Origin of the sequence: Caballeronia sp. GAWG2-1 (genome assembly GCF_023631405.1) — a bacterium.
Lineage (GTDB): Bacteria > Pseudomonadota > Gammaproteobacteria > Burkholderiales > Burkholderiaceae > Caballeronia.
Map to the genome: position 1 here is coordinate 103,246 of NZ_JALQDD010000029.1, position 19,953 is coordinate 123,198.

A 19,953-nucleotide genomic window follows, 5' to 3' on the forward strand; every position below is an offset into this window, starting at 1 on the left:
CGCTAACTTAGTTATCCGGAGCACAACATGATGCACACCGTCAGCATTGAATATGCTAAAGCTAACTTTTCGCAACTTATTGAGCTGGCGCTAAAGGGGGAAAGGGTTGAAATACAAGACGACTCGGGCCCGTCCTTTACGCTCAGCTGCATTCGTCGAGTCAAGGGCAGGAGGATTGGCATCGCGAAGGGACTCATCTCGCAAGAAGAGGTCGATGCGATAACCGAAGCGTTGCTTGCGCCGCTGCCCGACGACATACTCGCCGCGTTCGAGGGCCGGTAATGCGACTGTTGCTCGATACGCACGTCTATGTCTGGTCCGTGACCGAAGACCGACGGCTTCCAAAGAAGGCACGCAGTCTGATCGAAGATGCAACTGAAATCTACGTCAGTTCCGCAAGCATCTGGGAACTGGCTATCAAAGCCGCTCGCGGCAAGCTTGAACCGCGTGTGCAGCAAATCCTCAACGGAGTGGATGACCTTGCTTATGCCGAACTTACCGTGAGTCATATGCATGCGCTTGCAGTACGTGACCTACCGCTTTTTCACTACGATCCCTTTGATCGTCTGCTGGTCGCGCAAGCTGCGAGCGAGCTTCTGCGATTGATTACCTCCGATCGACTTCTCTCGCCGTACCACGACTGCGTCACCGTCGTTTGATCGGTCTCTGCTTTGGTTGAGAGCCAAAGCAGAGACTATTCACGCAACTGACCAGCCCCTCAGTGATACCGCCTCGCCATAGCCTCCAACGCCATCGGCCTGATCCTCGCCGCTTGCCCCGCGCACCCGAACGCCTCGAACCGTTCGATACATAAGTCCCTCGCCGCCGCCGTCGCCGCCTTCAAAGCGTGACGCGGATCGAACTCCGAGCGCGCCGATGCCATCGCGCGACGCATCGCGCCCGTCATCGCAAGGCGAATGTCCGTGTCGATATTGACCTTGCGCACGCCATTCGCAATCCCGCGCCGTATCTCCTCGACCGGCACGCCGAACGTCGAACCAATCTCGCCGCCGTGCTCGCGTATCACCGTCAGCCACTCCTGCGGCACCGAAGACGAGCCATGCATCACGAGATGCGTATCCGGAATGCGCGCGTGTATCTCGGCGATGCGGTCTATCGCGAGAATATCGCCCGTCGGCTGACGGCTGAACTTGTAAGCGCCGTGCGACGTGCCAATGGCAATCGCCAGCGCATCGATGCCCGTCGCTTCGACGAAGGCGCGCGCTTCATCGGGATCGGTGAGCAAGCGGTCGTGACTGAGCGCGCCCTTTGCGCCCACGCCGTCCTCTTCGCCCGCAAGGCCGGTTTCGAGCGAACCCAGGCAGCCCAGTTCTCCTTCCACCGATACCCCGACCGAATGCGCCGCATCCACCACGCGGCGGCTGACTTCGACGTTGTAGTCGTAGTCCGCAGGCGTCTTCTGGTCCGGCATGAGCGAGCCGTCCATCATCACGGACGTGAAGCCGGAACGGATCGCCTGCTGACACACCGAAGGGCTCGCGCCGTGATCCTGGTGCAGCACCACCGGAAGCTCCGGATGCGCCTCGATGGCCGCCAGCACCAGATGCCGCAGATACGTCTCGCCCGCATACTTGCGCGCGCCCGCCGACGCCTGCAGGATCACCGGGCTTTGCGTCGCCTCGGCGGCCTGCATGATCGCGTGCACCTGCTCCATGTTGTTGACGTTGAACGCAGGCACGCCGTAATCGTGCTCGGCCGCGTGGTCGAGCAATTGTCTCAATGCGATAAAAGCCATCGTCATGTCTCCGTTGGCGGGAATAGAAATCAGGCAGCGACGCGCTTCGCTTCATCGACTAGCGCTTCCGTCGTCACACCGAAATGCGCGAACAGTTCGCTCGCAGGTGCGGACTCGCCGAACCGGTCGATGCCGATCACACCGCCCTGCAAACCGACGTACTGCCGCCAGAATCCGGTCACGCCCGCTTCCATTGCCACGCGCGGCACGCCCTCGGGCAGCACGCGCTCGCGCCACACCTGACACTGCCGGTCGAACACGGTGGTGGACGGCATCGACACCACACGCGCCAAGATGCCTTGCGCCTTCAGCGGCTCGACCGCCGCGAGCGCCAGCGACACCTCCGAACCGGTCGCCATCAACACGACGCGGCGCGCATCGCGTTCGCTCGTCGGTGGCCAGTCAACGAGCACATAACCGCCGCGCTCTATACCATCGATCTGCGCTTCATCGCGCGGCACGAAAGGCAGGTTCTGCCGCGACAGCAAGAGACACGAAGGCCGGTCGCGCTCGACCGCGCTGATCCACGCTTGCGCCGTCTCGACCGTATCGCACGGGCGCCAGACATCGAGACCGGGAATCATGCGCAACGTGGCGGCGTGCTCGATAGGCTGATGCGTCGGGCCGTCCTCGCCAAGGCCGATCGAATCGTGCGTAAAGACGAACACCGCGCGCGTCTTCATCAACGCGGCCATGCGCAAGGCGTTACGCGAGTAGTCGGAGAACGTGAGGAACGTGCCGCCGAACGGCAGATAGCCTTTATGCAGCGCCACGCCGTTCAGCACCGCGCTCATGCCGAATTCGCGCACCCCGAAATGGATATAGTTGCCCGCAATGCCATCTTCACCGTTCGATACGACGTCTTTCGCGTCCTTCCATCGCGTGAGATTGGAGCCCGTGAGATCCGCCGATCCGCCGAGCAGTTCAGGCAGCGCGCGCGCGAGTCCTTCGATGGCCATCTGCGATGCCTTGCGCGTCGCGACCGTCTGTCCGGCGCGGTCGGCATCGCGCACGAGTGCGTGCGCGGAATCGCGCCAATTCGCGGGCAACGCGCCGCGCGCACGGCGTTCGAACTCCGCCGCTTCATCCGGATACACGCGGCGATAAGCCTGCAGACGCGCGTTCCAATTCTCTTGCGCCGCCGCGCCCGCTTCGCGCGCATTCCAGCGTTCGCGTATCGAAGCGGGAATTTCGAATGGCGCATGCGGCCAGTCGAGCGCGCGCCGCGTCGCTTCGACTTCTAGCGTGCCGAGCGGCGCGCCGTGGACATCGTGCGTGCCGGACATCGCCGGGGAGCCCTTGCCGATCACCGTCTTGCAACAGATGAGCGTCGGCTTCGTCGATACGCGCGCCTGTTGCAGCGCATGCGAGACCGCATCGGCGTCGTGGCCATCGACTGCGCGCAGCACGTTCCATCCGTAAGCGGCGAAGCGTTGCGGGGTGTCGTCGGTGAACCAGCCCTGCACATGACCGTCGATGGAGATGCCGTTGTCGTCGTACAGCACGACGAGCTTGTTCAGACCCAATGTGCCCGCAAGCGATGCCGCTTCGTGCGAAATGCCTTCCATTAGACAGCCATCGCCCGCAAAAACATACGTGCGATGATCGACGATCTCATGCCCCGGCCGATTGAACTCGCGCGCAAGCAAAGCCTCGGCGAGCGCCATGCCGACCGCATTCGCGAGTCCTTGCCCGAGTGGTCCCGTCGTGGTTTCGACACCGGGCGTCACGCCCACTTCCGGATGTCCCGGCGTCTTGCTGCCCATCTGCCGGAAGCGTTTCAGTTCTTCTATCGGCAAGTCGTAGCCGGTGAGATGCAAGAGCGCATAAAGCAGCATGGAACCATGACCGTTCGATAAAACGAAGCGGTCGCGATCCGGCCAGTCGGGGTCCGCGGGATTGTGCTTCAGATGACGGCCCCACAGCGCGACGGCAATCTCCGCCATGCCCATCGGCATGCCGGGATGTCCCGAGTTCGCTTGCTGGACCGCATCGACCGCGAGCATGCGCAGCGCGTTGGCCATCTGTCGAATGTCGGGTGTGTGACGCGCTTTGGGCAAAGCTTCAGCGACGGCGCTCATGAGCGGCCTCCTTCGATGCAATGGTGGGAAATCTTTTAAGCGCGCGCGCGTCGGTCGCGCAGCTGCAAAATCATCGGCGTGAAGATGAGTTGCATGGCGAGTCCCATCTTGCCTCCCGGCACGACGATCACGTTGGGCCGCGACATGAAAGAGTCGTGCAGCATGGTCAGCAGATAAGGGAAGTCGATGCCCTTGGGCCGCGCGAAGCGAATCACGACGAAGCTTTCGTCGGCCTGCGGAATCTCGCGTGCCGTGAACGGATTCGATGTATCCACGGTCGGCACGCGCTGGAAGTTCACGTGCGTATGCGAAAACTGCGGACAAATGTAGTTCACGTAATCGGGCATGCGGCGCAGGATCGTGTCGACCACGGCTTCGTGCGAATAGCCACGCAGGTTCTGATCGCGATGCAGCTTCTGAATCCATTCGAGATTGATGATGGGCACCACGCCCACGAGAAGATCGGCGTGACGCGCGACATCCACCTTGTCGGTCACCACGCCGCCATGCAGCCCTTCGTAGAACATCAGATCGGTATCCGCCGTGACGTCTTCCCAGGGCGTGAAGGTGCCCGCGTCCTGTTTGAAGCGCGCGGCTTCGGCGTCGTCGTGGATGTAGCGGCGAAACTTGCCGCCGCCCGTTTCACCATAGGTCGCGAACAACTGCTGCAGTTCTTCGAGCAGGTTGGCTTCGGGTCCGAAATGACTGAAGTTCTGCAGACCGTCGCGCTCGCTTTGCTTCAAGGCTTCGCGCATGCCGAGGCGATCGTAACGATGAAACGCATCGCCCTCGACGATCTGCGCGTTGATGCGCTCGCGTCTGAAGATATGCGTGAAGCTCTTCATGACGGTGGTCGTGCCGGCGCCGCTCGAACCGGTCACGGCGACGATCGGATGTTTGGTTGACATGCGCTTGCCTCCCTGTTGACCGAAGCGCACATCGAAGCGCCTGCTCCGGTCTTATGTATAGCCGAGCCATCCATGTGTTCTGTGCGCTTGCAACCGTTTTTAAGCGGGCGTCTCCGGCAGAAACAGCGAGCGCTCGTTGAAAAGTGGTGACGAAAACGGCTTGTCTTCGCCCCGGTCGTGCTCGCCGTGGTAGCGATGAATGCGCGCGACTTCATTGCGCGATCCCAGAATGACCGGCACGCGTTGATGCAGCGCGCGCGGCGTGAGATCGAGAATGCGCTCGCGACCCGTGGTCGACAGTCCACCCGCCTGTTCGATCAAGAAACTCATCGGGTTCGCTTCATAGAGCAGACGCAACCGGCCTTCCATTGCAGGCGTCTTGAAGTCGCGCGGATACATGAACACGCCGCCGCGCATGAGAATGCGATGCACCTCCGCGACCATCGACGCAATCCAGCGCATGTTGAAGTCCTGGCCGCGACAGCCCGTTCTGCCGTCCTTGCATTCCTGCACGTAACGGCGCACCGGCGGCTCCCAGAAGCGTTCGTTCGACGCGTTGATCGCGAACTCGCATGAATCCTCGGGAATGCGGATCTCGGAATGCGTGAGCACGAAGTTGCCGACATCGCGTTCGAGCGTGAAACCGTGCGTGCCATTGCCGACGGAGATCACGAGCATGGTCGCCGGACCGTAGATCGCGTAGCCTGCCGCAACCTGCTCGCGACCGGGTTGCAGGAACGCGGCTTCATCGGTGATGACGTTGTCGGCGCTGTTCTTTCTCAACACGGAGAAGATGGAACCGACCACGCCATTGATATCGATGTTCGACGAGCCATCGAGCGGATCGAAGGCCAGCAGATATTCGCCGCGCGGATACGTTTCGGGAATTGCATAGACACCGTCCATTTCCTCCGACACCATACCCGCGAGCAGACCGTCCCATTCGCAATGCTGCAGGAAGATGTCGTTGGTCACGAGGTCGAGCTTCTTCTGCTCTTCGCCATGCAGGTTGATGCTCGACGCCGATCCGTGCTGCCCGCCGAGCGCCCCGCGTGTGAGCGCTGCCGCGATCGTCTTGATGGATGCAGCGACGTCGATCAGCAAGGCCGAGAGCCCGCTTGCGGCATCGGGGCCAGGCTTGCGGTCGAGCGTGTCGATCAGAAACTTCGATAAGGTCGTGCGTCCGTCCTGCATCGCGCTCTCCTTCTAGGGTTGGGATTCGGCAAACACGCGGCTCGCGCGGATATCGCTCGCGTCGAGCTGCATCAATGCGTTAGCGTCGGCGGGACCGCTGCCGCGTTCGGCCGCGGCAAACAAGCGATTCGCCTGACGCAGACGCGCGCGGTCGAGCGCATTGCGTACCGAACGCGCGTTGGCGAAATTCGGCAGCGCGATCCGGCGCGAAAGATAGTCTTCGAAGGCGCGGCGCGCGTCGCCGCCGAAGCGGTAATGCATCGACGAAAGCATGTGCTCGGCGATCTGCAAGAGCTCGTCGGGCGCATAGTCGGGAAACGCAATGTGATGCGCAATGCGCGAACGAAAGCCGGGATTGCTTTGAAAGAACGTCTCCATGCGTCCTTCGTAACCCGCGAGAATCACGACGAGATCGTCACGCTGGTTCTCCATGGTCTGCAGCAGAATCTCGATCGCTTCCTGCCCGTAATCGCGCTCGTTCTCCGGGCGATAAAGGTAATACGCTTCATCGATGAACAGCACGCCACCCATCGCGCGCTTGAGCACTTCACGCGTCTTCGGCGCGGTATGTCCTATGTATTGACCGACCAGATCGTCGCGCGTCACCGAAACCAGGTGATTGCGGCGGATATAACCGAGTCTGTGCAAGACCTGCGCCATGCGCATGGCAACGGTCGTCTTCCCCGTGCCGGGGTTACCCGAGAAGCACATATGCAGCGTGGGCGCACCGGACGCGATGCCTAACGTTTCGCGCGCACGCTCCACCAGCAGATGCGCTGCAATCTCGCGGATGCGCGTCTTCACGGGCGCGAGGCCAATGAGGTCGCGATCCAGCTCCGCCAGCACTTCGCCGATGCGCGATTCGCGATACAGCGCCATGAGGTCGGCGCCGGGCTGCGGCTGCGCTTCGAGGTTCAACGGTTCTTCGAGCGTGGCTTCTGCGCTCATGGTGACTGCCTCCTCGCTCAATAGCGATCGCCCGCGGGTTTGTCGGTGGCATACGTGCGGATCGAGTAGCGCTGCACGCGGCCATGCACGTCCTGACGTTCGAGCCGGAAGCCCTTCTCGTCGGATGGCTGGTTGACGATGAACGAAAGCCGCATGGTCTCGAAGCCGCGCACCGAATCGAACGCATTGACCTTGATGTACTGCTGCGGATACGTCTTCCTGCAGGCGTTGACTTCCATCATCACGCCTGCTGCATCGTGCAGGTCGAACATGGGCAGGCCCCACATCTCCCAGTACGTATTGCGCGGATGCGGGTCGTCGGTGTACTCCACCGAACAAGCCCAGCCCTGATCGAGCGCGTAGTTGATCTGCGAGGAGATTTCTTCATCGGTCAGCGGAGGAAGAAACGAGAACGTTCCCTGAGTCAGTTTCATGGTCTGATTCCCTTAATGAGATGCGTCAGGCAGGCGTCGCCGACACCGCGTAGTCGGGCGTATCGGTGGATGCATAGTTGAAGGTCACGTCGCGCCACGTATCGAGCGCGGCCTTGAGCGGCGTGCACCAGCGCGCGGCGGCTTCGAGAATGTCCATGCCCTCGTTGACGATGTCGCGCCCTTCATTGCGCGCCTTGACCATTGCTTCGAGCGCCACGCGATTCGCCACGGCGCCCGCCTGTATGCCTTGCGGATGCCCGATGGTCCCGCCGCCGAACTGCAGAATGGCGTCGTCGCCGAAGAGGTCGAGCAGCTGATGCATCTGTCCCGCATGAATGCCGCCCGACGCCACCGGCATGACCTTGCGCAAACCGGCCCACGGTTGATCGAAGAAGATGCCGCGCGACAAGTCCACTTCGTTGCGCGACTCGCGCAGCACGTTGTAATAGCCCTGCACGGAGAGCGGATCGCCTTCGAGCTTGCCTACCGCCGTGCCCGCATGCGCATGATCGACGCCCGCCATGCGCAACCATTTCGCGATCACGCGAAACGAGATGCCGTGATTGCGTTGCCGCGTATAAGTGCCATGCCCCGCACGATGCAGATGCAGAATCATGTCGTTTCTGCGCGCCCATTTCGACATCGACTGAATGGCGGTCCAGCCGATCACGAGATCGATCATCACGATGCACGAGCCGAGTTCCTTGGCGAACTCCGCGCGTTCGTACATGTCTTCCATCGTGCCAGCAGTGACGTTGAGATAGTGGCCCTTCACTTCGCCGGTCTCGGCTTGTGCGCGCGCCACGGCTTCCATTGCGAAGAGGTAGCGGTCGCGCCAGTGCATGAAGGCTTGCGAGTTGATGTTCTCGTCGTCTTTCAGAAAGTCCAGGCCGCCCTTTAGACCTTCATAGACCACGCGTCCATAGTTCTTGCCCGAGAGGCCGAGCTTGGGCTTGACGGTCGCGCCGAGCAACGGGCGTCCGTATTTGTCGAGCCGTTCACGCTCGACGACGATGCCCGTCGGCGGCCCTTGAAACGTCTTTAGATACGCAACCGGAATGCGCATGTCTTCGAGCCGCAGCGCCTTTAAAGGCTTGAAGCCGAAGACGTTGCCGATGATCGATGCCGTGAGATTCGCCACGGACCCCTCCTCGAACAGATCGAGGTCGTAAGCGATATACGCGAAGTATTGCGGATCGTCGGCGCGTGCATTGGGCACGGGTTCCACGCGATACGCCTTTGCACGGTACATGTCGCAAGCGGTGAGACGGTCGGTCCAGACCACCGTCCACGTCGCCGTCGACGATTCGCCCGCAACGGCTGCCGCAGCTTCTTCAGGATCGACACCCGCTTGCGGTGTGATGCGAAAGAGCGCGATGACATCCGTATCCTTCGGCACGTAATCGGGCTGCCAGTAACCCATCTCGCGATACTTCATGACGCCGGCCGCATAACGCGAGCGCGGATCGGACGGATTGCGCGCTGCCTCTACAGCAGCCTTGTTGAAGTCGTTCATTCCGTTTCCTCGACAGTGGAGATGAGAGGACGTTCGCTCGATGGCGCCCGCCGCGCTGTTGTGTTCGCCTGCTGTGAATGCAGAGTAGGCTCGCGGCTTTCAGAAAGGAATTCACGATTAACTTGCACGAGGCTAAGCAATCCCTTATCTACTGTCCCGTTCGCGAAGCCTCGCCACGCCGATGGAACACTTTGCTGCGTTTTTGTCACAGTGCCGGCTTGCAATGCCTTTTGTCGCCCGGCCGTGCTATTTGCCGGCGTCACGGCACGCATGGCATGACGCTTGCGTGAACCATTCGCGCCGGCGTCTCCCGGCTGTGTGACGAATGCATCCGTCAAACGTGCAAGCGAGGCAACCACCGTCATTACTGGAGGATCGACTATGCAATGGACCACGCCCAGCTTCACCGATATGCGTTTTGGTTTTGAAATCACGATGTATATCGCCACCCGCTAGAGGCGGATGAACCCGCACGGCGCTGCATCGCTCGAAGTTCGAAGAACGATGCGGCTCGCCCGTGCGGTTATGAACAACCGAACGACGCGCGCCGCCATGATCTACGAGACCATCGTCACGACAGCGAATAGCGATGGCCGGCCGCACATCGCGCCCATGGGCGTGCGTTTCGAAGACGGCCTCGCGATCCTTGCGCCTTTCAGGCCGTCCACCACACTCGACAATGTCATTGCCACACGCAGCGCCGTCATCAACTTCACGACGGACGTGCGCGTGTTTGCTGGCTGTGTCACCGGCATCGCGCGCGACTGGCCCACGGTTCCGGCCAATGCGGTGCCGAGCGTGCGGCTTGCCGACACGCTCGCGCATACCGAACTGCGACTCGCCGATATGAGCGAGGACGAGACGCGTCCCGTGCTGCGCATGGAATGCGTCTATCGCGAAACGCATGCGCCGTTCGCGGGTTTCAATCGCGCTCAAGCGGCAGTCGTCGAAGGCGCGGTGCTCGTGAGCCGGCTTTTCATGTTGCCGCCGGAGAAGGTGGATAGCGAGATCGCTTATCTGCGCATTGCCATCGACAAGACCGCGGGCGATGCGGAACGCACGGCATGGAACTGGCTCTTGCAGGCTATCGATGAATATCGCGCCAGGGCGCTCAGCACGTCGGCCCTTGGTTCCTGATTACTCTCTGAAGCACCCCCTTGGAGTCTGACCATGACCGCATTGCTCGCGAGCGTCCGCTCGGCCGATGAAGCATTCGATGCCGCGCAGGCAGGCGCGGAACTGATCGATTTGAAGGAACCGGGCGCGGGCGCGCTGGGCGGTGTGAATGTCGATGAAATCGCGCGCATCGTTGGCGCGTTGCGCGCGCGTTACGCGGTGCGGCCGATTAGCGCCACTATCGGCGACTTGCCCAACGACGCACTCGATGAGATCACCACGCGTGTGCTCGACGTCGCCGCGGCGGGCGTCGATTACGTGAAGGTCGGCGTGAACGCCGGGCCCGGTGCGGTCGAATGTTTGCGTCATCTGGCGGGCTTGCCAGCGGCCGTGGTGCCCGTGCTGCTCTCCGACGAAGGCGTGGACCGTTCGCTTGCGGCGCTTGCCGTGCAACTCGGCTTCGTGGGTATCGTCTTCGATACCGCTCACAAGGACGGACGCACGCTGTTCGATTGTGTCGATGTCACCGTGCTCGCGGAGTGCATGGCCATCATGCGCAGACGCGGCGGCATGACCGCGCTCGCGGGTTCGCTCGGATGGAACGATCTCGAACGCATCCGTTCGTTGAGGCCCGATATCGCGGGCTTTCGCGGCGCGTTATGCGATGAGAACGCCGGCCGCGCGGGACGACTCGATCCGCTGCGCGTGACGCGATGGGTCAATGCGCTGCACGGCGAACGCGCGCTCACGCTTTGACGCATGCATTCCCGGCGCCTGGAATAAAAGCGCCGGGCATTCGAGGCATCAGACAGCGAGATTCAAGAGCCTGTCGCGCATGACGTTCACATCGCCCTTGCTGAAAATCTCCACGACGTAGTTGGCATCGCGCACATAGGCCGGAAAGCGCTTGTCCACGATGCCTTCGTTTGCGAGCGTCTCCAAGGGCGCGTTCGCTTCGACATCGCATGACTTCACGATCATCAGCCGCTCCGCATTGAGTCTCGCGGAAAGCCATGCGGCGAGACTGTCGGAAGTCGTGTCCCAGTTGGTCATCGAGTCGGGCGTGGAGCGCATGAGATCGGTTGGCACCCACACCGCCACGCGGCCATCGCGCAATGCGCGCCGGATGCGTTCCTCGTTCGACGCCAGCACGAGTTCGGGCGCCACGCCTTGCATGAGAATGGCGTACTGCGCCATGGCGAGCAGACACATGTTGTGCGCCGCCAGGTCATCGAAATGCCATTCGCTTTGATACTGCCGCACGGCATCGGCAAAATCGCCGCCGCCCGGAACGATCACGACCCGCCCGCCACCCACTTCCCATAGCTGCGTCAGCCACTCGCGCAGCGCAGGGTCGTGACTCAGGCTACCCCCGATCTTCACCACCCACATGGCCGTTATCCTCGTTCGAGATTGACCGCTTTCATGCCGCCGCCGGGCCACGCACCCGGTTCGTCGCCGCTCTTCTTTGTCGCCTGTCCATCACGTCGATGCCATGACGCTGCCCGCCGTCGCACGCTCCGTCGCCGATGCCGCGAGCAAGCCCACGGCCACGCTCGGCGCGCACGTCGAAACCCATTCGGCACGCTCGGTGTCGTTGTCATCCACACCAGCCAGCCGCGCAAAATCGATATAACCGCGCGCCTCCTGACGCGCCAGTGCCGTGGCGAGAAAGCGCCCACAGCCCGCTCCGACGATCGGTGCACGAGCCAGCGCTTCATGCTGCGCACTCACGCGCGCAAGGTTCGTTTCGAGCGTGCGCAACTGTTCGTGGCGCCACGCGTGCGCGAAGCGGCGCCATTCGGCATCGCTCGCGTCGGCTGCATCGCGGCCGATCATCCGCGCAATGCGCGTGCGGCTCGCGGCCTCGGTCTTCGGACCGTTGTCGGCGCTTGCATGCTGATCGTGTTCCGGCCACAGTTCGCCGGTCAGGCGATACACATCGGCGGAAGTCGCGAACCATTCGTTCATCACGCCGGTGGTCTCGCCACGAAATGCGATACGTTGCGCAACGCCGCACAAGGGCGTGCGCACGACACCCTGATAAACGAGCTCGCCGCTCACGAGCCGCTCGGCGTCGTTCGAGCCGCGCGCAACCACGCGTCCCGCCACGATGGGAATGATGTCCGTGGTCGTGCTGCCGATATCGACGAGCACCGCATTCGGCACGCACGACGCGACCCATTGCGCGGTCGCAAGCCAGTTCGCCGATGCCACCTTGCGCCAGCCATCCGCGCAGGCAGAGCGCGCGAGCCAGCCTGCTTCGCCCGCGTAGAACAGCGTGCGCGGGCCGAGCCGCTGCGCAAGGGTGCGCGTGAGCGTGCGCACGCCCTCGGCGCGGTCGCTGAAGAGATCGACCATTTCGCCTGTCATCGTGACCGCGTGACGCGCCGAAGCATGCGCGGCATCGGGCCAGCGTTCGAACACGTGATCGATGGCGCGTTCGAGATGCGTCATGCCCTGCCACAATGGACACGCCCATTGCGCGACATCGGCGAGTCCGTTCTCGCGGGTCGTCATCGACACCTTGACGTGCGCGCCACCCACGTCCCAGCCGAAAACCGGCGCTTGCCGATGCGTCATCAGGACGCTCCCTGACAGACACGCAACGGACCCGAATCGCGTTCATCCGCAAAGCCCGCGACGTGATGCGCCGCGAGTAGTTCTGTCGCGAGATTGCGCGAGAGCGCGTGGCTCAAACCTGCGTAAGCAACCGTCAAGCGCGGGTTCACTTCGATGACCACGGGCCCGCGCGCCGGGTTCCAGACAACGTCGATGCCCGCGAAGCCACGCAGCCCCGGAAACGCTTCCGCCGCACGTAGCGCGAGCCGTTCGAGCGCGCGCCCTTGCGGCCCATGCCGATCGATACGGTTTACATCGACGCCATCGAACTGGACGATGTGCTTACCGGCCGCATGCGAAAGCCCGATGTTCTGGCGGTTGATCGAGACCACGCGCGCGCCTTCGTCGTCGCAAATCAGCGAGACGCTGAGCGGTTCACCATCGACCCACGCCTGAAGCACGGGATTGCGGCCCGCTTCCGCGCGCGCTTGGTATTCGGCGCGGGCGGCGTTGAGTTCGCCGTAGACGTAGGTATCGAGGCCGCCTGCGCCGTCATCTGGCTTGACGACCCAGCGGCATGCGTCGTCAGCCGATGCATCGTCGGGATCGAGTGCGGGCGTGACCGCGATGCCGCGCGCCGCGAGACAAGCGGCCGTCGCGCTTTTGCTCGATGCCGCGCGAATCGTTTCCTTCGCGCAGCCAAGCCAGCGCGCGGCGCCCACGGCATCGAAAAGACGCAGCAGCAAACCATCGCATTCCGGCGCGATGATGCACGCGTAGTCGTTGGCGCGCGCCATGCGGGCGACGAAGCGCGTGACGGATTCGCCCGGCTCGGCCTTGCAGTGCGCGTAGGCGGCATCGACATGCTCGAAGCGCGAACTCGCGATGGTCACGTCGATGCCCGGCAACGCGCGCAGATCGGCTGCGATGGCGTCGCGCATCACGCGGCCCTCGACGATCAGCGCACTCAGGTCCGCAAGACTGCCCGCGCCCGCGACATCGGGATCGATGCCGCCGCCAGTGAGATACTCGAACACAAAGATCTTGGTCAAAGGAAAGCCATCCATGCAGGTGATACCCGTTCTCGATCTGCTCGACGGCCACGCGGTGCGCGCGGTGCGCGGCGAACGCTCAGGCTATCGGCCCATCCGGTCCTCGTTGTGCACGACGAGCGCACCCGTCGATGTCGCCACCGCGCTGATCCACGCGACCGGCTCACGCACGCTCTACATTGCGGACCTCGGCGCGATCCTCGAGCGCGGCGACCACGCGCCTGTGCTAGCCGCCATTTGCGATGCTTTGGGCGACGGCGTTTCCATCTGGCTCGATGCAGGCTACACCGGCTTCATGCCGATGCAGGCCTTGTTCGAGCGCATCGCTTCATTCAGGCGCTCGTCCTCCCGTTCTCGTGTCGTCCCTGTGTTCGGCACCGAAAGCCTGCTCGATCCGAACGCCCTCGAAGAAGCCCTTGCCGCAAACCATGACCCGATCCTCTCGCTCGACTATCACGCAGGCCGCGCGCTCGGGTCGACGCCTTCGGGCAGCGACTGGTGGCCGTCGCGCGTCATCGTCATGACGCTCGATCAGGTCGGCGCGCTCGCGGGACCGGACTTGACCACGTTCGCCGCAGTAAAGGCGCTCGCGGGTTCGCGCGAACTCATTGGCGCGGGCGGCATTCGTCATCGTGATGATCTCGTGGTTGCCGAGCACAGCGGCGCCGCGGGCTGGCTCGTTGCTTCGGCGCTTCATGATGCGGCCTTGCTATTTGGCCAGCACCGTTCGTCGGAAGGTTGACTCAATATCCATGCCAAGCGCGGCACGCGCCGTTATGTCTCATCAAACACGACGCCAGAGCTTTGTAAGCGTGCGGGATGCCACTGTTGCAACCGGGCGCGCATGGGTGACAGTGTGTTTCATTGCGGAACAATGCCGTTGCAGATGTGGGTAATGCAGTATCGGCAGCGCGACCTGTCGACCACGCATGGAGCACCGCGTGAAATCGGCATGGACCTTGCTCTTTTGCAGCCCCATGCACGCATCTCCCACAACATCGAACGCGGCTTCGCAGTCGTCGCCCGAGGACAGAGGGCAACGGAACTGGACCTGCCCGTTCTGCCCATTGCTATGCGACGACATCTCGCTGAAGCTCACCGGCGATCAACAACTCGCGGCGACAAACACCGATTGCCCTCGGCTTGCCTCGTCCCTTGCAGCGCTCGACGCGCCCGGCGTGCCCTGCCCGCCGACGGTAGACGGGCAAGCCACCGATCTCGCGTCGGCGCTCCAGCGTGCCGCGCAAATCCTGTCCGTGGCGAAACGGCCGCTGTTTGGCGGACTGGCAACCGACGTAGCCGGCGCACGCGCGCTCTATGAACTCGCCGCCCAGAGCGGCGCGATACTCGATCACCTGCACGGCGATACCCTCGCCGCCGCGAACCTCGCGTTGCAGGACCGTGGCGCGTTCTTCACGACGCTCTCGGAAGTGCGTTCGCGTGCCGACCTCATCGTGGTTGTCGCGTGCGAACCGGCGCGGCGCTATCCGCGTTTCTACGAGCGCATTGCGGCCAAAGATCGCGGCGTGGATATCGTGTTCGTCGGGTGCGGCGTCGATCCCGCAGCGGGCGCGCGTGTCGAAGCGCGACTGGAAAACGCCGAACCGTTCGACATGCTCGCCATATGGTCCGCGCTGGTGGAAGGCCGAAAGCCCGCAGCACTGAACGACGACACGGGCGCCGCCAGCGAACTCGCCGCGCTTACCGAACGCATTCTGGCCGCGAAATATACGGCCATCATCCATGAGCCGGCGGCGCTGCCGGGCCCGCACGCGGCGTTGGCCATCGAAGCGTTGAGCCGTATCGTCAAGGCGCTCAACAAGACGACGCGTGCCGGCGCGCTTGCGCTTGGCGGCGACGATGGCGCACTCACGGTGAATCAGGCCGTCACATGGCTCTCGGGTTTTCCGCTGCGCACGCGCGTGGCCTACGGCTTGCCGCTCGATCACGATTCATGGCGCTATCGCACCGAGACGCTTGCGAGCCGCGGCGAGATCGATGCGCTGTTATGGGTGTCGAGCTTCGCGCCCGAAGCGCTACCTGCATCGCTTGACGATGATGTGCCTGCCATCGTCCTTGGCCATCGTGCGACGGTTGTCGGCACGCGTCGCGCGCCTACCGTGTTCATCCCCGTGGCCACGCCGGGCATCGACAGTGGCGGGCACTTGTTTCGCGTGGACGGTTCCGTGATCGCGCCGCTTGTTGCCGCGCGCGATGCCGCTTATCCCACCGTTGCGGCAATCGTACGCGAACTGACGCAAGCCGGGAGGCCGTCATGAGCCTCACGCGTCTGCGCGGCGGCGTGGTCTTCGACCCCGTCAACAAAGTCGATGGGCACAAGCGCGACATCTATATCCGCGATGGCCGCATCGTCGCGGATGCAGCGGGCGAATCCATCGCGCCCGAACGCGACTTCGACGCGGGCGGCATGGTGGTGATGGCGGGCGGCATCGATCTGCATTCGCATATCGGCGGCGGCAAGACGAATCTGTCGCGGCTGCTGTTGCCCGAGGATCATCGCAACGATCCGCTCGCAACGCGACGCAACGACGACGAAGGCCGTTATCTGCGCCTGCCTTCATGCGGCACATGCACGCCCGGCACGCTCGCCACCGGCTACCGTTATGCGGAAATGGGCTACACGGCCGCGTTCGAACCCGCGATGATCGCCTCCAACGCGCGCCACGCGCATCTGGAAATGGGCGATACACCGATCATCGATCACGGCGCTTACGTGATGATGGGCAACGACGAACTGTTCCTGCGGATGCTCGCCGCGCGGGAAGAGTTCGAACGTCTGCGCGATTACGTGGGCTGGACCGTCAACGCGAGCAAGGCGCTCGGCGTGAAGGTGGTGAATCCGGGCGGCATCTCGGCGTTCAAGTTCAATCAGCGCTCGCTCGATGTCGATGAAAAGCACGTGCATTACGGCATCACGCCACGCGATGTGCTGCGCACGCTCACGCGCGCGCTGACCGCGTTGCGCGTGCCGCATCCCTTGCATGTGCATGCGAGCAACCTCGGCGTGCCAGGCAATCTCGAATCGACCATCAAGACGATGGATGCCGCCGAAGGCCTGCCAATCCATCTCACGCATATCCAGTTTCATAGCTACGGCACGGAAGGTCCGCGCAAGTTTTCATCGGGCGCGCGCGCGATTGCCGAAGCGGTCAACGCACGGTCCAACGTGACCATCGACGTCGGGCAGATCATGTTCGGCCAGACCGTCACCGCGTCCGGCGACACGATGATGCAGTTCAAGAACGCGCCGCTCGCGCATCCGCGCAAGTGGGTGCTGGGCGATATCGAATGCGATGCGGGCTGCGGCGTCGTGCCGTTTCGTTATCGCGAAGAGAGCTTCGTGAATGCGCTGCAATGGATCATCGGCCTCGAAATCTTCTTGCTCGTCGACGATCCGTGGCAAGTGTCGATGACCACCGATCATCCGAATGGCGCGCCTTTTACGAGCTATCCGCATCTGATTCGCTTGTTGATGGACAAGTCGTTTCGCGACGAACAACTCGCCAAGCTTCACGCCGATGCCAAAACCGCCAGCGCGCTTGGAAACATCGAGCGCGAGTTCTCGCTCTACGATATCGCGATCATCACGCGCGCCGGCCCCGCGCGTCTGCTCGGGCTCACGGACCGCGGACATCTCGGCGAAGGCGCGGCGGCGGATATCGCGGTGTATCGCGAAGACGCGGACCGCGAACGCATGTTCACGTCACCCGCCTTCGTGTTCAAGGACGGCGAACTGATCGCGCGTGACGGCACATTGCTCGCCACGCCCACGGGCGGCATTCATTACGTGCAGCCCGAATACGACCGCGCTATCGAAAAGCGCGTGCGCAAATTCGCCGAAGCGAATCTCGCGAGCAAGTTCGAGAAGCTAGCCATCGGCGACGACGAAATCTGCGCGTGCTGCAATGGCGGACGGCTCTTGCCGGTCGCGTGCTTCGACGCAAGCGGGGGTCGATGAATGACCGCGCTTCGCATCAACGACACACAGATAGACGACACCTTCGCCGAAGCCTTTCCGATGAAGGCGACGCGTCTTGTCATCACCGCGCACACGCCGACGTGGGCGCGCCACGCGGCGAATTCGTTGACCGGCTTTGCGACCTCCGTGATCGATTGCGGCTGCGAGGCGGGCATCGAACGTGACATGAACGGCGATGAAACGCCCGACGGCAGGCCCGGCGTCGCGGTGTTGATGTTCGCGATTTCGTCGAAGGAGCTCGCCAAGCAGATTGCACGGCGCGTCGGTCAGTGCGTGCTCACCTGTCCTACGACGGCAGTTTATGGCGGCATCGATCCCGCGACGAGCCGCGCGCCGCTCTCCGACAACGCACCACTCGGCGCAGGCTTGCGCTTTTTCGGCGACGGCTATCAGATCTCGAAGATGCTCGACGGCACGCGTTACTGGCGCGTGCCCGTCATGGATGGCGAATTCGTTTGCGAGGAATTCACGGCGACGGTGAAGGCTGTCGGCGGCGGCAATCTGCTGTTGCTCGCGCGCGACCTGAATAGCGCGCTTGCCGCGGCCGAGGCAGCGGTCGCGGCGATGCATCGCTTGCCCAACATCATCACGCCGTTTCCGGGCGGCGTGGTGCGTTCGGGTTCGAAGATCGGCTCGAAGTACGCGGGCGCGTCGGCATCGACCAACGATGCGTTTTGCCCGACGCTCGTCGGCTTGTCGAGGAAGAGCGAGTTGACGAGCGACGTGGCTTGCGTGCTGGAGATAGTCATCGACGGATTGACCGATGCGGACGTGGGCGCCGCGATGACGGCGGGCATGGCAGCCGCAACATCGATCGGCCGCGCGGGCGGCGTGCTGCGCATTTCAGCAGGCAACTATGGCGGCAAGCTCGGACCGTATCACTTCAAGCTGCATGAATTGGCGGCGGGCATCGACGGGAGCCGCGCATGAACGCCATTACATTGCGCGTAAAAGGTGCACCGGGCTTTCGCGTGGATGCATCGACATTACTACCGTCGGCGCTTGCTTCCTTATCCACCGATGAATTGACGCATCTGGAATTGCAGGGCGCGGGTGAACGTTGCGCGCTTGGCGAACTGTTCGACATCGCTAGAGCCGATGCAAACACGCCGTCCCTGCTCGTCGAAGGCGATGCGCGCTGGCTCGATCGCATCGGCGCGAAGCTCGCCGAAGGCACGATCGAAGTGCATGGCGATGCCGGCGATCACGCGGGCATGGGCATGACAGGCGGTGCGTTGCACGTTCATGGCAACGCGGGCGCATTCACTGCATGCGAGATGCAAGGCGGTCGCCTCGAAGTGCGCGGCAATACAGGCGATTTCGCGGCAGGCGCTTTAGCCGGCGACATGGACGGCATGAGCGGCGGCACGCTCGTGATTCACGGCAACGCGGGCGCGCGTCTTGCAGACCGTATGCGACGAGGCACCGTGCTCGTCGCCGGCAATGCAGGCGACTTCGCGGCGTCGCGCATGGTAGCGGGCAGCGTATGCATTGCAGGCAAGACCGGCGCGCATGCAGCCTACGGCATGCGGCGCGGCACGCTCGTGCTATTTCACGAGCCGCGCGTTGCGCCGACGTTCACCGAAGGCGGTCACGGCTTCGATGTCTTCTGGGCGCTCTTCACGCGCATGCTGGCCCGCGAGGTGGCGCCTTTTGCGACACTCGACTCGCGCGCGTTGCCTCGACGCTACGCGGGCGATCTCGCTGTCGACGGACGCGGGGAATTGCTGATCGCCAAGCGTTGAGCAGACGATAAGAATGGACCCGGTGGACCCGTTACCAAGAGACCGAACCCCTTCCAACGGAGAGACGACATGAGCGCAGCGAAAACGCCCGCTGCCATACGCCCCGGCGTGGAGGCGTCGGACGAGCATTTCGCCCGTCCGCTGATCGCGCTGCACTGGCTGATCGCCATCGCCATCATCGCGATGCTGTGCATCGGCTTCTATATGGTCGGCCTGCCGCGCGGGCTGGCCTTCAAGTCGTCGCTCATCAACTTCCACAAGTCGCTGGGCCTGACCGTTTTCCTGCTGGTGCTGCTTCGAATCGTAGTGCGACTGGTCTACGGCCGGCCGCCTCTACCGCCGATGCAGACGTGGCAACGCGCCGCCGCGAGCATCACGCAGGCTCTTTTATACGTTGGCATGGTGGCAATGCCGCTCACCGGATACCTCGGTTCGTCGTTCAACAAGTTCGGCACGCGCTTCTGGGGTGTGCTTCTGCCACAATGGGGCTGGGACGACAAGGCGTTGCGCGGCCTGTTCTTCGGCATCCACGGCTATCTGGCGTGGATCATGGCCGCGCTGGTCGTCTTGCATTTTCTTGGTGCGTTGAAGCATCAGTTGATCGACCGCGATGGTCTCTTGAGAAGGATGTGGCCATGACG

The 19,953-nt window shown here is 63.0% G+C and carries 21 protein-coding genes; 11 read left to right on the top strand and 10 right to left on the bottom strand.

The genetic code is table 11. The annotated features are described in order from the left end of the window. The first annotated feature begins 27 nt into the window (after positions 1 to 27). Both NCR98_RS19625 and NCR98_RS19630 read left to right on the top strand, forming a co-directional pair. Positions 28 to 282, top strand: a complete 255-nt coding sequence (locus NCR98_RS19625) for a type II toxin-antitoxin system Phd/YefM family antitoxin (RefSeq protein WP_250493750.1) — start codon at positions 28 to 30, stop codon at positions 280 to 282. Next, positions 282 to 659 carry a type II toxin-antitoxin system VapC family toxin gene (locus NCR98_RS19630; protein WP_250527024.1) on the top strand — a complete coding sequence of 126 codons (378 nt, stop codon included), beginning with the start codon at positions 282 to 284 and terminating at the stop codon, positions 657 to 659. The genes NCR98_RS19625 and NCR98_RS19630 overlap by 1 nt, the downstream gene beginning before the upstream one ends. Positions 660 to 718: 59 nt before the next feature. On the opposite strand, the gene fba is transcribed toward NCR98_RS19630, so the two are convergent. The 7 genes from fba to NCR98_RS19665 form a co-directional block, all read right to left on the bottom strand. Next, positions 719 to 1,756, bottom strand: a complete 1,038-nt coding sequence (gene fba, locus NCR98_RS19635) for a class II fructose-bisphosphate aldolase (RefSeq protein WP_250493751.1) — start codon at positions 1,754 to 1,756, stop codon at positions 719 to 721. Between the two features lie 29 nt (positions 1,757 to 1,785). Next, positions 1,786 to 3,837: a transketolase gene (gene tkt, locus NCR98_RS19640; RefSeq protein ID WP_250527025.1), complete on the bottom strand. Its 2,052-nt coding sequence runs from the start codon at positions 3,835 to 3,837 to the stop codon at positions 1,786 to 1,788. 35 nt (positions 3,838 to 3,872) lie between these two features. Beyond that, a complete protein-coding gene (locus NCR98_RS19645; RefSeq protein ID WP_244828818.1) occupies positions 3,873 to 4,745 on the bottom strand; it encodes a phosphoribulokinase in 873 nt (290 codons plus the stop codon). 99 nt (positions 4,746 to 4,844) lie between these two features. After that, on the bottom strand, positions 4,845 to 5,939 hold the full coding sequence (locus NCR98_RS19650) for a class 1 fructose-bisphosphatase (protein ID WP_244828819.1): 1,095 nt from the start codon (positions 5,937 to 5,939) through the stop codon (positions 4,845 to 4,847). A gap of 12 nt (positions 5,940 to 5,951) precedes the next feature. Continuing rightward, a complete protein-coding gene (cbbX, locus tag NCR98_RS19655) occupies positions 5,952 to 6,887 on the bottom strand; it encodes a CbbX protein (RefSeq protein WP_250527026.1) in 936 nt (311 codons plus the stop codon). A gap of 17 nt (positions 6,888 to 6,904) precedes the next feature. After that, the gene (locus NCR98_RS19660) at positions 6,905 to 7,321 is read right to left on the bottom strand and encodes a ribulose bisphosphate carboxylase small subunit (protein WP_250527027.1); all 417 of its coding nucleotides are present in this window, start codon (positions 7,319 to 7,321) and stop codon (positions 6,905 to 6,907) included. Between the two features lie 25 nt (positions 7,322 to 7,346). Beyond that, positions 7,347 to 8,837, bottom strand: coding sequence for a form I ribulose bisphosphate carboxylase large subunit (locus NCR98_RS19665; protein ID WP_244828822.1), 1,491 nt, complete (start codon positions 8,835 to 8,837; stop codon positions 7,347 to 7,349). 381 nt (positions 8,838 to 9,218) lie between these two features. On the opposite strand from NCR98_RS19665, the gene pqqA reads away from it, so the two are divergent. The 3 genes from pqqA to NCR98_RS19680 all read left to right on the top strand — a co-directional run bounded on the left by pqqA (position 9,219) and on the right by NCR98_RS19680 (position 10,709). Beyond that, on the top strand, positions 9,219 to 9,293 hold the full coding sequence (gene pqqA, locus NCR98_RS19670) for a pyrroloquinoline quinone precursor peptide PqqA (RefSeq protein ID WP_008354335.1): 75 nt from the start codon (positions 9,219 to 9,221) through the stop codon (positions 9,291 to 9,293). Positions 9,294 to 9,389: 96 nt separating this feature from the next. Further along, positions 9,390 to 9,974, top strand: coding sequence for a DUF447 domain-containing protein (locus NCR98_RS19675; RefSeq protein WP_244829730.1), 585 nt, complete (start codon positions 9,390 to 9,392; stop codon positions 9,972 to 9,974). Positions 9,975 to 10,007: 33 nt separating this feature from the next. Beyond that, entirely contained in the window at positions 10,008 to 10,709 is a 702-nt protein-coding gene (locus NCR98_RS19680) for a (5-formylfuran-3-yl)methyl phosphate synthase (protein ID WP_244828823.1), read from the top strand. Positions 10,710 to 10,757: 48 nt separating this feature from the next. On the opposite strand, the gene NCR98_RS19685 is transcribed toward NCR98_RS19680, so the two are convergent. The 3 genes from NCR98_RS19685 to NCR98_RS19695 all read right to left on the bottom strand — a co-directional run bounded on the left by NCR98_RS19685 (position 10,758) and on the right by NCR98_RS19695 (position 13,567). Further along, entirely contained in the window at positions 10,758 to 11,345 is a 588-nt protein-coding gene (locus NCR98_RS19685) for an amino acid kinase family protein (protein ID WP_244828824.1), read from the bottom strand. 90 nt (positions 11,346 to 11,435) lie between these two features. Further along, entirely contained in the window at positions 11,436 to 12,536 is a 1,101-nt protein-coding gene (locus NCR98_RS19690; RefSeq protein WP_250527028.1) for a hydantoinase/oxoprolinase family protein, read from the bottom strand. Continuing rightward, on the bottom strand, positions 12,536 to 13,567 hold the full coding sequence (locus NCR98_RS19695) for an ATP-grasp domain-containing protein (protein WP_250527029.1): 1,032 nt from the start codon (positions 13,565 to 13,567) through the stop codon (positions 12,536 to 12,538). The genes NCR98_RS19690 and NCR98_RS19695 overlap by 1 nt, the downstream gene beginning before the upstream one ends. A 13-nt stretch (positions 13,568 to 13,580) precedes the next feature. On the opposite strand from NCR98_RS19695, the gene NCR98_RS19700 reads away from it, so the two are divergent. The 6 genes from NCR98_RS19700 (at position 13,581) to NCR98_RS19725 (ending at position 19,951) form a co-directional block, all read left to right on the top strand. Further along, positions 13,581 to 14,309 carry a HisA/HisF-related TIM barrel protein gene (locus NCR98_RS19700; protein WP_250527030.1) on the top strand — a complete coding sequence of 243 codons (729 nt, stop codon included), beginning with the start codon at positions 13,581 to 13,583 and terminating at the stop codon, positions 14,307 to 14,309. Between the two features lie 235 nt (positions 14,310 to 14,544). Beyond that, a complete protein-coding gene (locus tag NCR98_RS19705) occupies positions 14,545 to 15,846 on the top strand; it encodes a molybdopterin-binding domain-containing protein (protein ID WP_250527090.1) in 1,302 nt (433 codons plus the stop codon). Further along, positions 15,843 to 17,546, top strand: coding sequence for a formylmethanofuran dehydrogenase subunit A (locus tag NCR98_RS19710; RefSeq protein ID WP_250527031.1), 1,704 nt, complete (start codon positions 15,843 to 15,845; stop codon positions 17,544 to 17,546). The genes NCR98_RS19705 and NCR98_RS19710 overlap by 4 nt, the downstream gene beginning before the upstream one ends. Next, positions 17,547 to 18,497 (top strand): formylmethanofuran--tetrahydromethanopterin N-formyltransferase, encoded by a 951-nt coding sequence (gene fhcD, locus NCR98_RS19715; protein ID WP_250527032.1) that lies wholly within the window; start codon positions 17,547 to 17,549, stop codon positions 18,495 to 18,497. Beyond that, positions 18,494 to 19,312, top strand: a complete 819-nt coding sequence (locus tag NCR98_RS19720; RefSeq protein ID WP_250527033.1) for a formylmethanofuran dehydrogenase subunit C — start codon at positions 18,494 to 18,496, stop codon at positions 19,310 to 19,312. The genes fhcD and NCR98_RS19720 overlap by 4 nt, the downstream gene beginning before the upstream one ends. Before the next feature lie 69 nt (positions 19,313 to 19,381). Further along, positions 19,382 to 19,951: a cytochrome b gene (locus tag NCR98_RS19725; RefSeq protein ID WP_250527034.1), complete on the top strand. Its 570-nt coding sequence runs from the start codon at positions 19,382 to 19,384 to the stop codon at positions 19,949 to 19,951. Positions 19,952 to 19,953 lie beyond the last annotated feature (2 nt).

What these genes read in the sequence shown, in the direction of transcription:
- NCR98_RS19625 (WP_250493750.1), top strand. Translation starts at nt 28, where the DNA reads ATGATGCACACCGTCAGCATTGAATATGCTAAAGCTAACTTTTCGCAA.
- NCR98_RS19630 (WP_250527024.1), top strand. Translation starts at nt 282, where the DNA reads ATGCGACTGTTGCTCGATACGCACGTCTATGTCTGGTCCGTGACCGAA.
- fba (WP_250493751.1), bottom strand. Translation starts at nt 1,756, where the DNA reads ATGGCTTTTATCGCATTGAGACAATTGCTCGACCACGCGGCCGAGCAC.
- tkt (WP_250527025.1), bottom strand. Translation starts at nt 3,837, where the DNA reads ATGAGCGCCGTCGCTGAAGCTTTGCCCAAAGCGCGTCACACACCCGAC.
- NCR98_RS19645 (WP_244828818.1), bottom strand. Translation starts at nt 4,745, where the DNA reads ATGTCAACCAAACATCCGATCGTCGCCGTGACCGGTTCGAGCGGCGCC.
- NCR98_RS19650 (WP_244828819.1), bottom strand. Translation starts at nt 5,939, where the DNA reads ATGCAGGACGGACGCACGACCTTATCGAAGTTTCTGATCGACACGCTC.
- cbbX (WP_250527026.1), bottom strand. Translation starts at nt 6,887, where the DNA reads ATGAGCGCAGAAGCCACGCTCGAAGAACCGTTGAACCTCGAAGCGCAG.
- NCR98_RS19660 (WP_250527027.1), bottom strand. Translation starts at nt 7,321, where the DNA reads ATGAAACTGACTCAGGGAACGTTCTCGTTTCTTCCTCCGCTGACCGAT.
- NCR98_RS19665 (WP_244828822.1), bottom strand. Translation starts at nt 8,837, where the DNA reads ATGAACGACTTCAACAAGGCTGCTGTAGAGGCAGCGCGCAATCCGTCC.
- NCR98_RS19675 (WP_244829730.1), top strand. Translation starts at nt 9,390, where the DNA reads ATGATCTACGAGACCATCGTCACGACAGCGAATAGCGATGGCCGGCCG.
- NCR98_RS19680 (WP_244828823.1), top strand. Translation starts at nt 10,008, where the DNA reads ATGACCGCATTGCTCGCGAGCGTCCGCTCGGCCGATGAAGCATTCGAT.
- NCR98_RS19685 (WP_244828824.1), bottom strand. Translation starts at nt 11,345, where the DNA reads ATGTGGGTGGTGAAGATCGGGGGTAGCCTGAGTCACGACCCTGCGCTG.
- NCR98_RS19690 (WP_250527028.1), bottom strand. Translation starts at nt 12,536, where the DNA reads ATGACGCATCGGCAAGCGCCGGTTTTCGGCTGGGACGTGGGTGGCGCG.
- NCR98_RS19700 (WP_250527030.1), top strand. Translation starts at nt 13,581, where the DNA reads ATGCAGGTGATACCCGTTCTCGATCTGCTCGACGGCCACGCGGTGCGC.
- NCR98_RS19705 (WP_250527090.1), top strand. Translation starts at nt 14,545, where the DNA reads ATGCACGCATCTCCCACAACATCGAACGCGGCTTCGCAGTCGTCGCCC.
- NCR98_RS19710 (WP_250527031.1), top strand. Translation starts at nt 15,843, where the DNA reads ATGAGCCTCACGCGTCTGCGCGGCGGCGTGGTCTTCGACCCCGTCAAC.
- fhcD (WP_250527032.1), top strand. Translation starts at nt 17,547, where the DNA reads ATGACCGCGCTTCGCATCAACGACACACAGATAGACGACACCTTCGCC.
- NCR98_RS19720 (WP_250527033.1), top strand. Translation starts at nt 18,494, where the DNA reads ATGAACGCCATTACATTGCGCGTAAAAGGTGCACCGGGCTTTCGCGTG.
- NCR98_RS19725 (WP_250527034.1), top strand. Translation starts at nt 19,382, where the DNA reads ATGAGCGCAGCGAAAACGCCCGCTGCCATACGCCCCGGCGTGGAGGCG.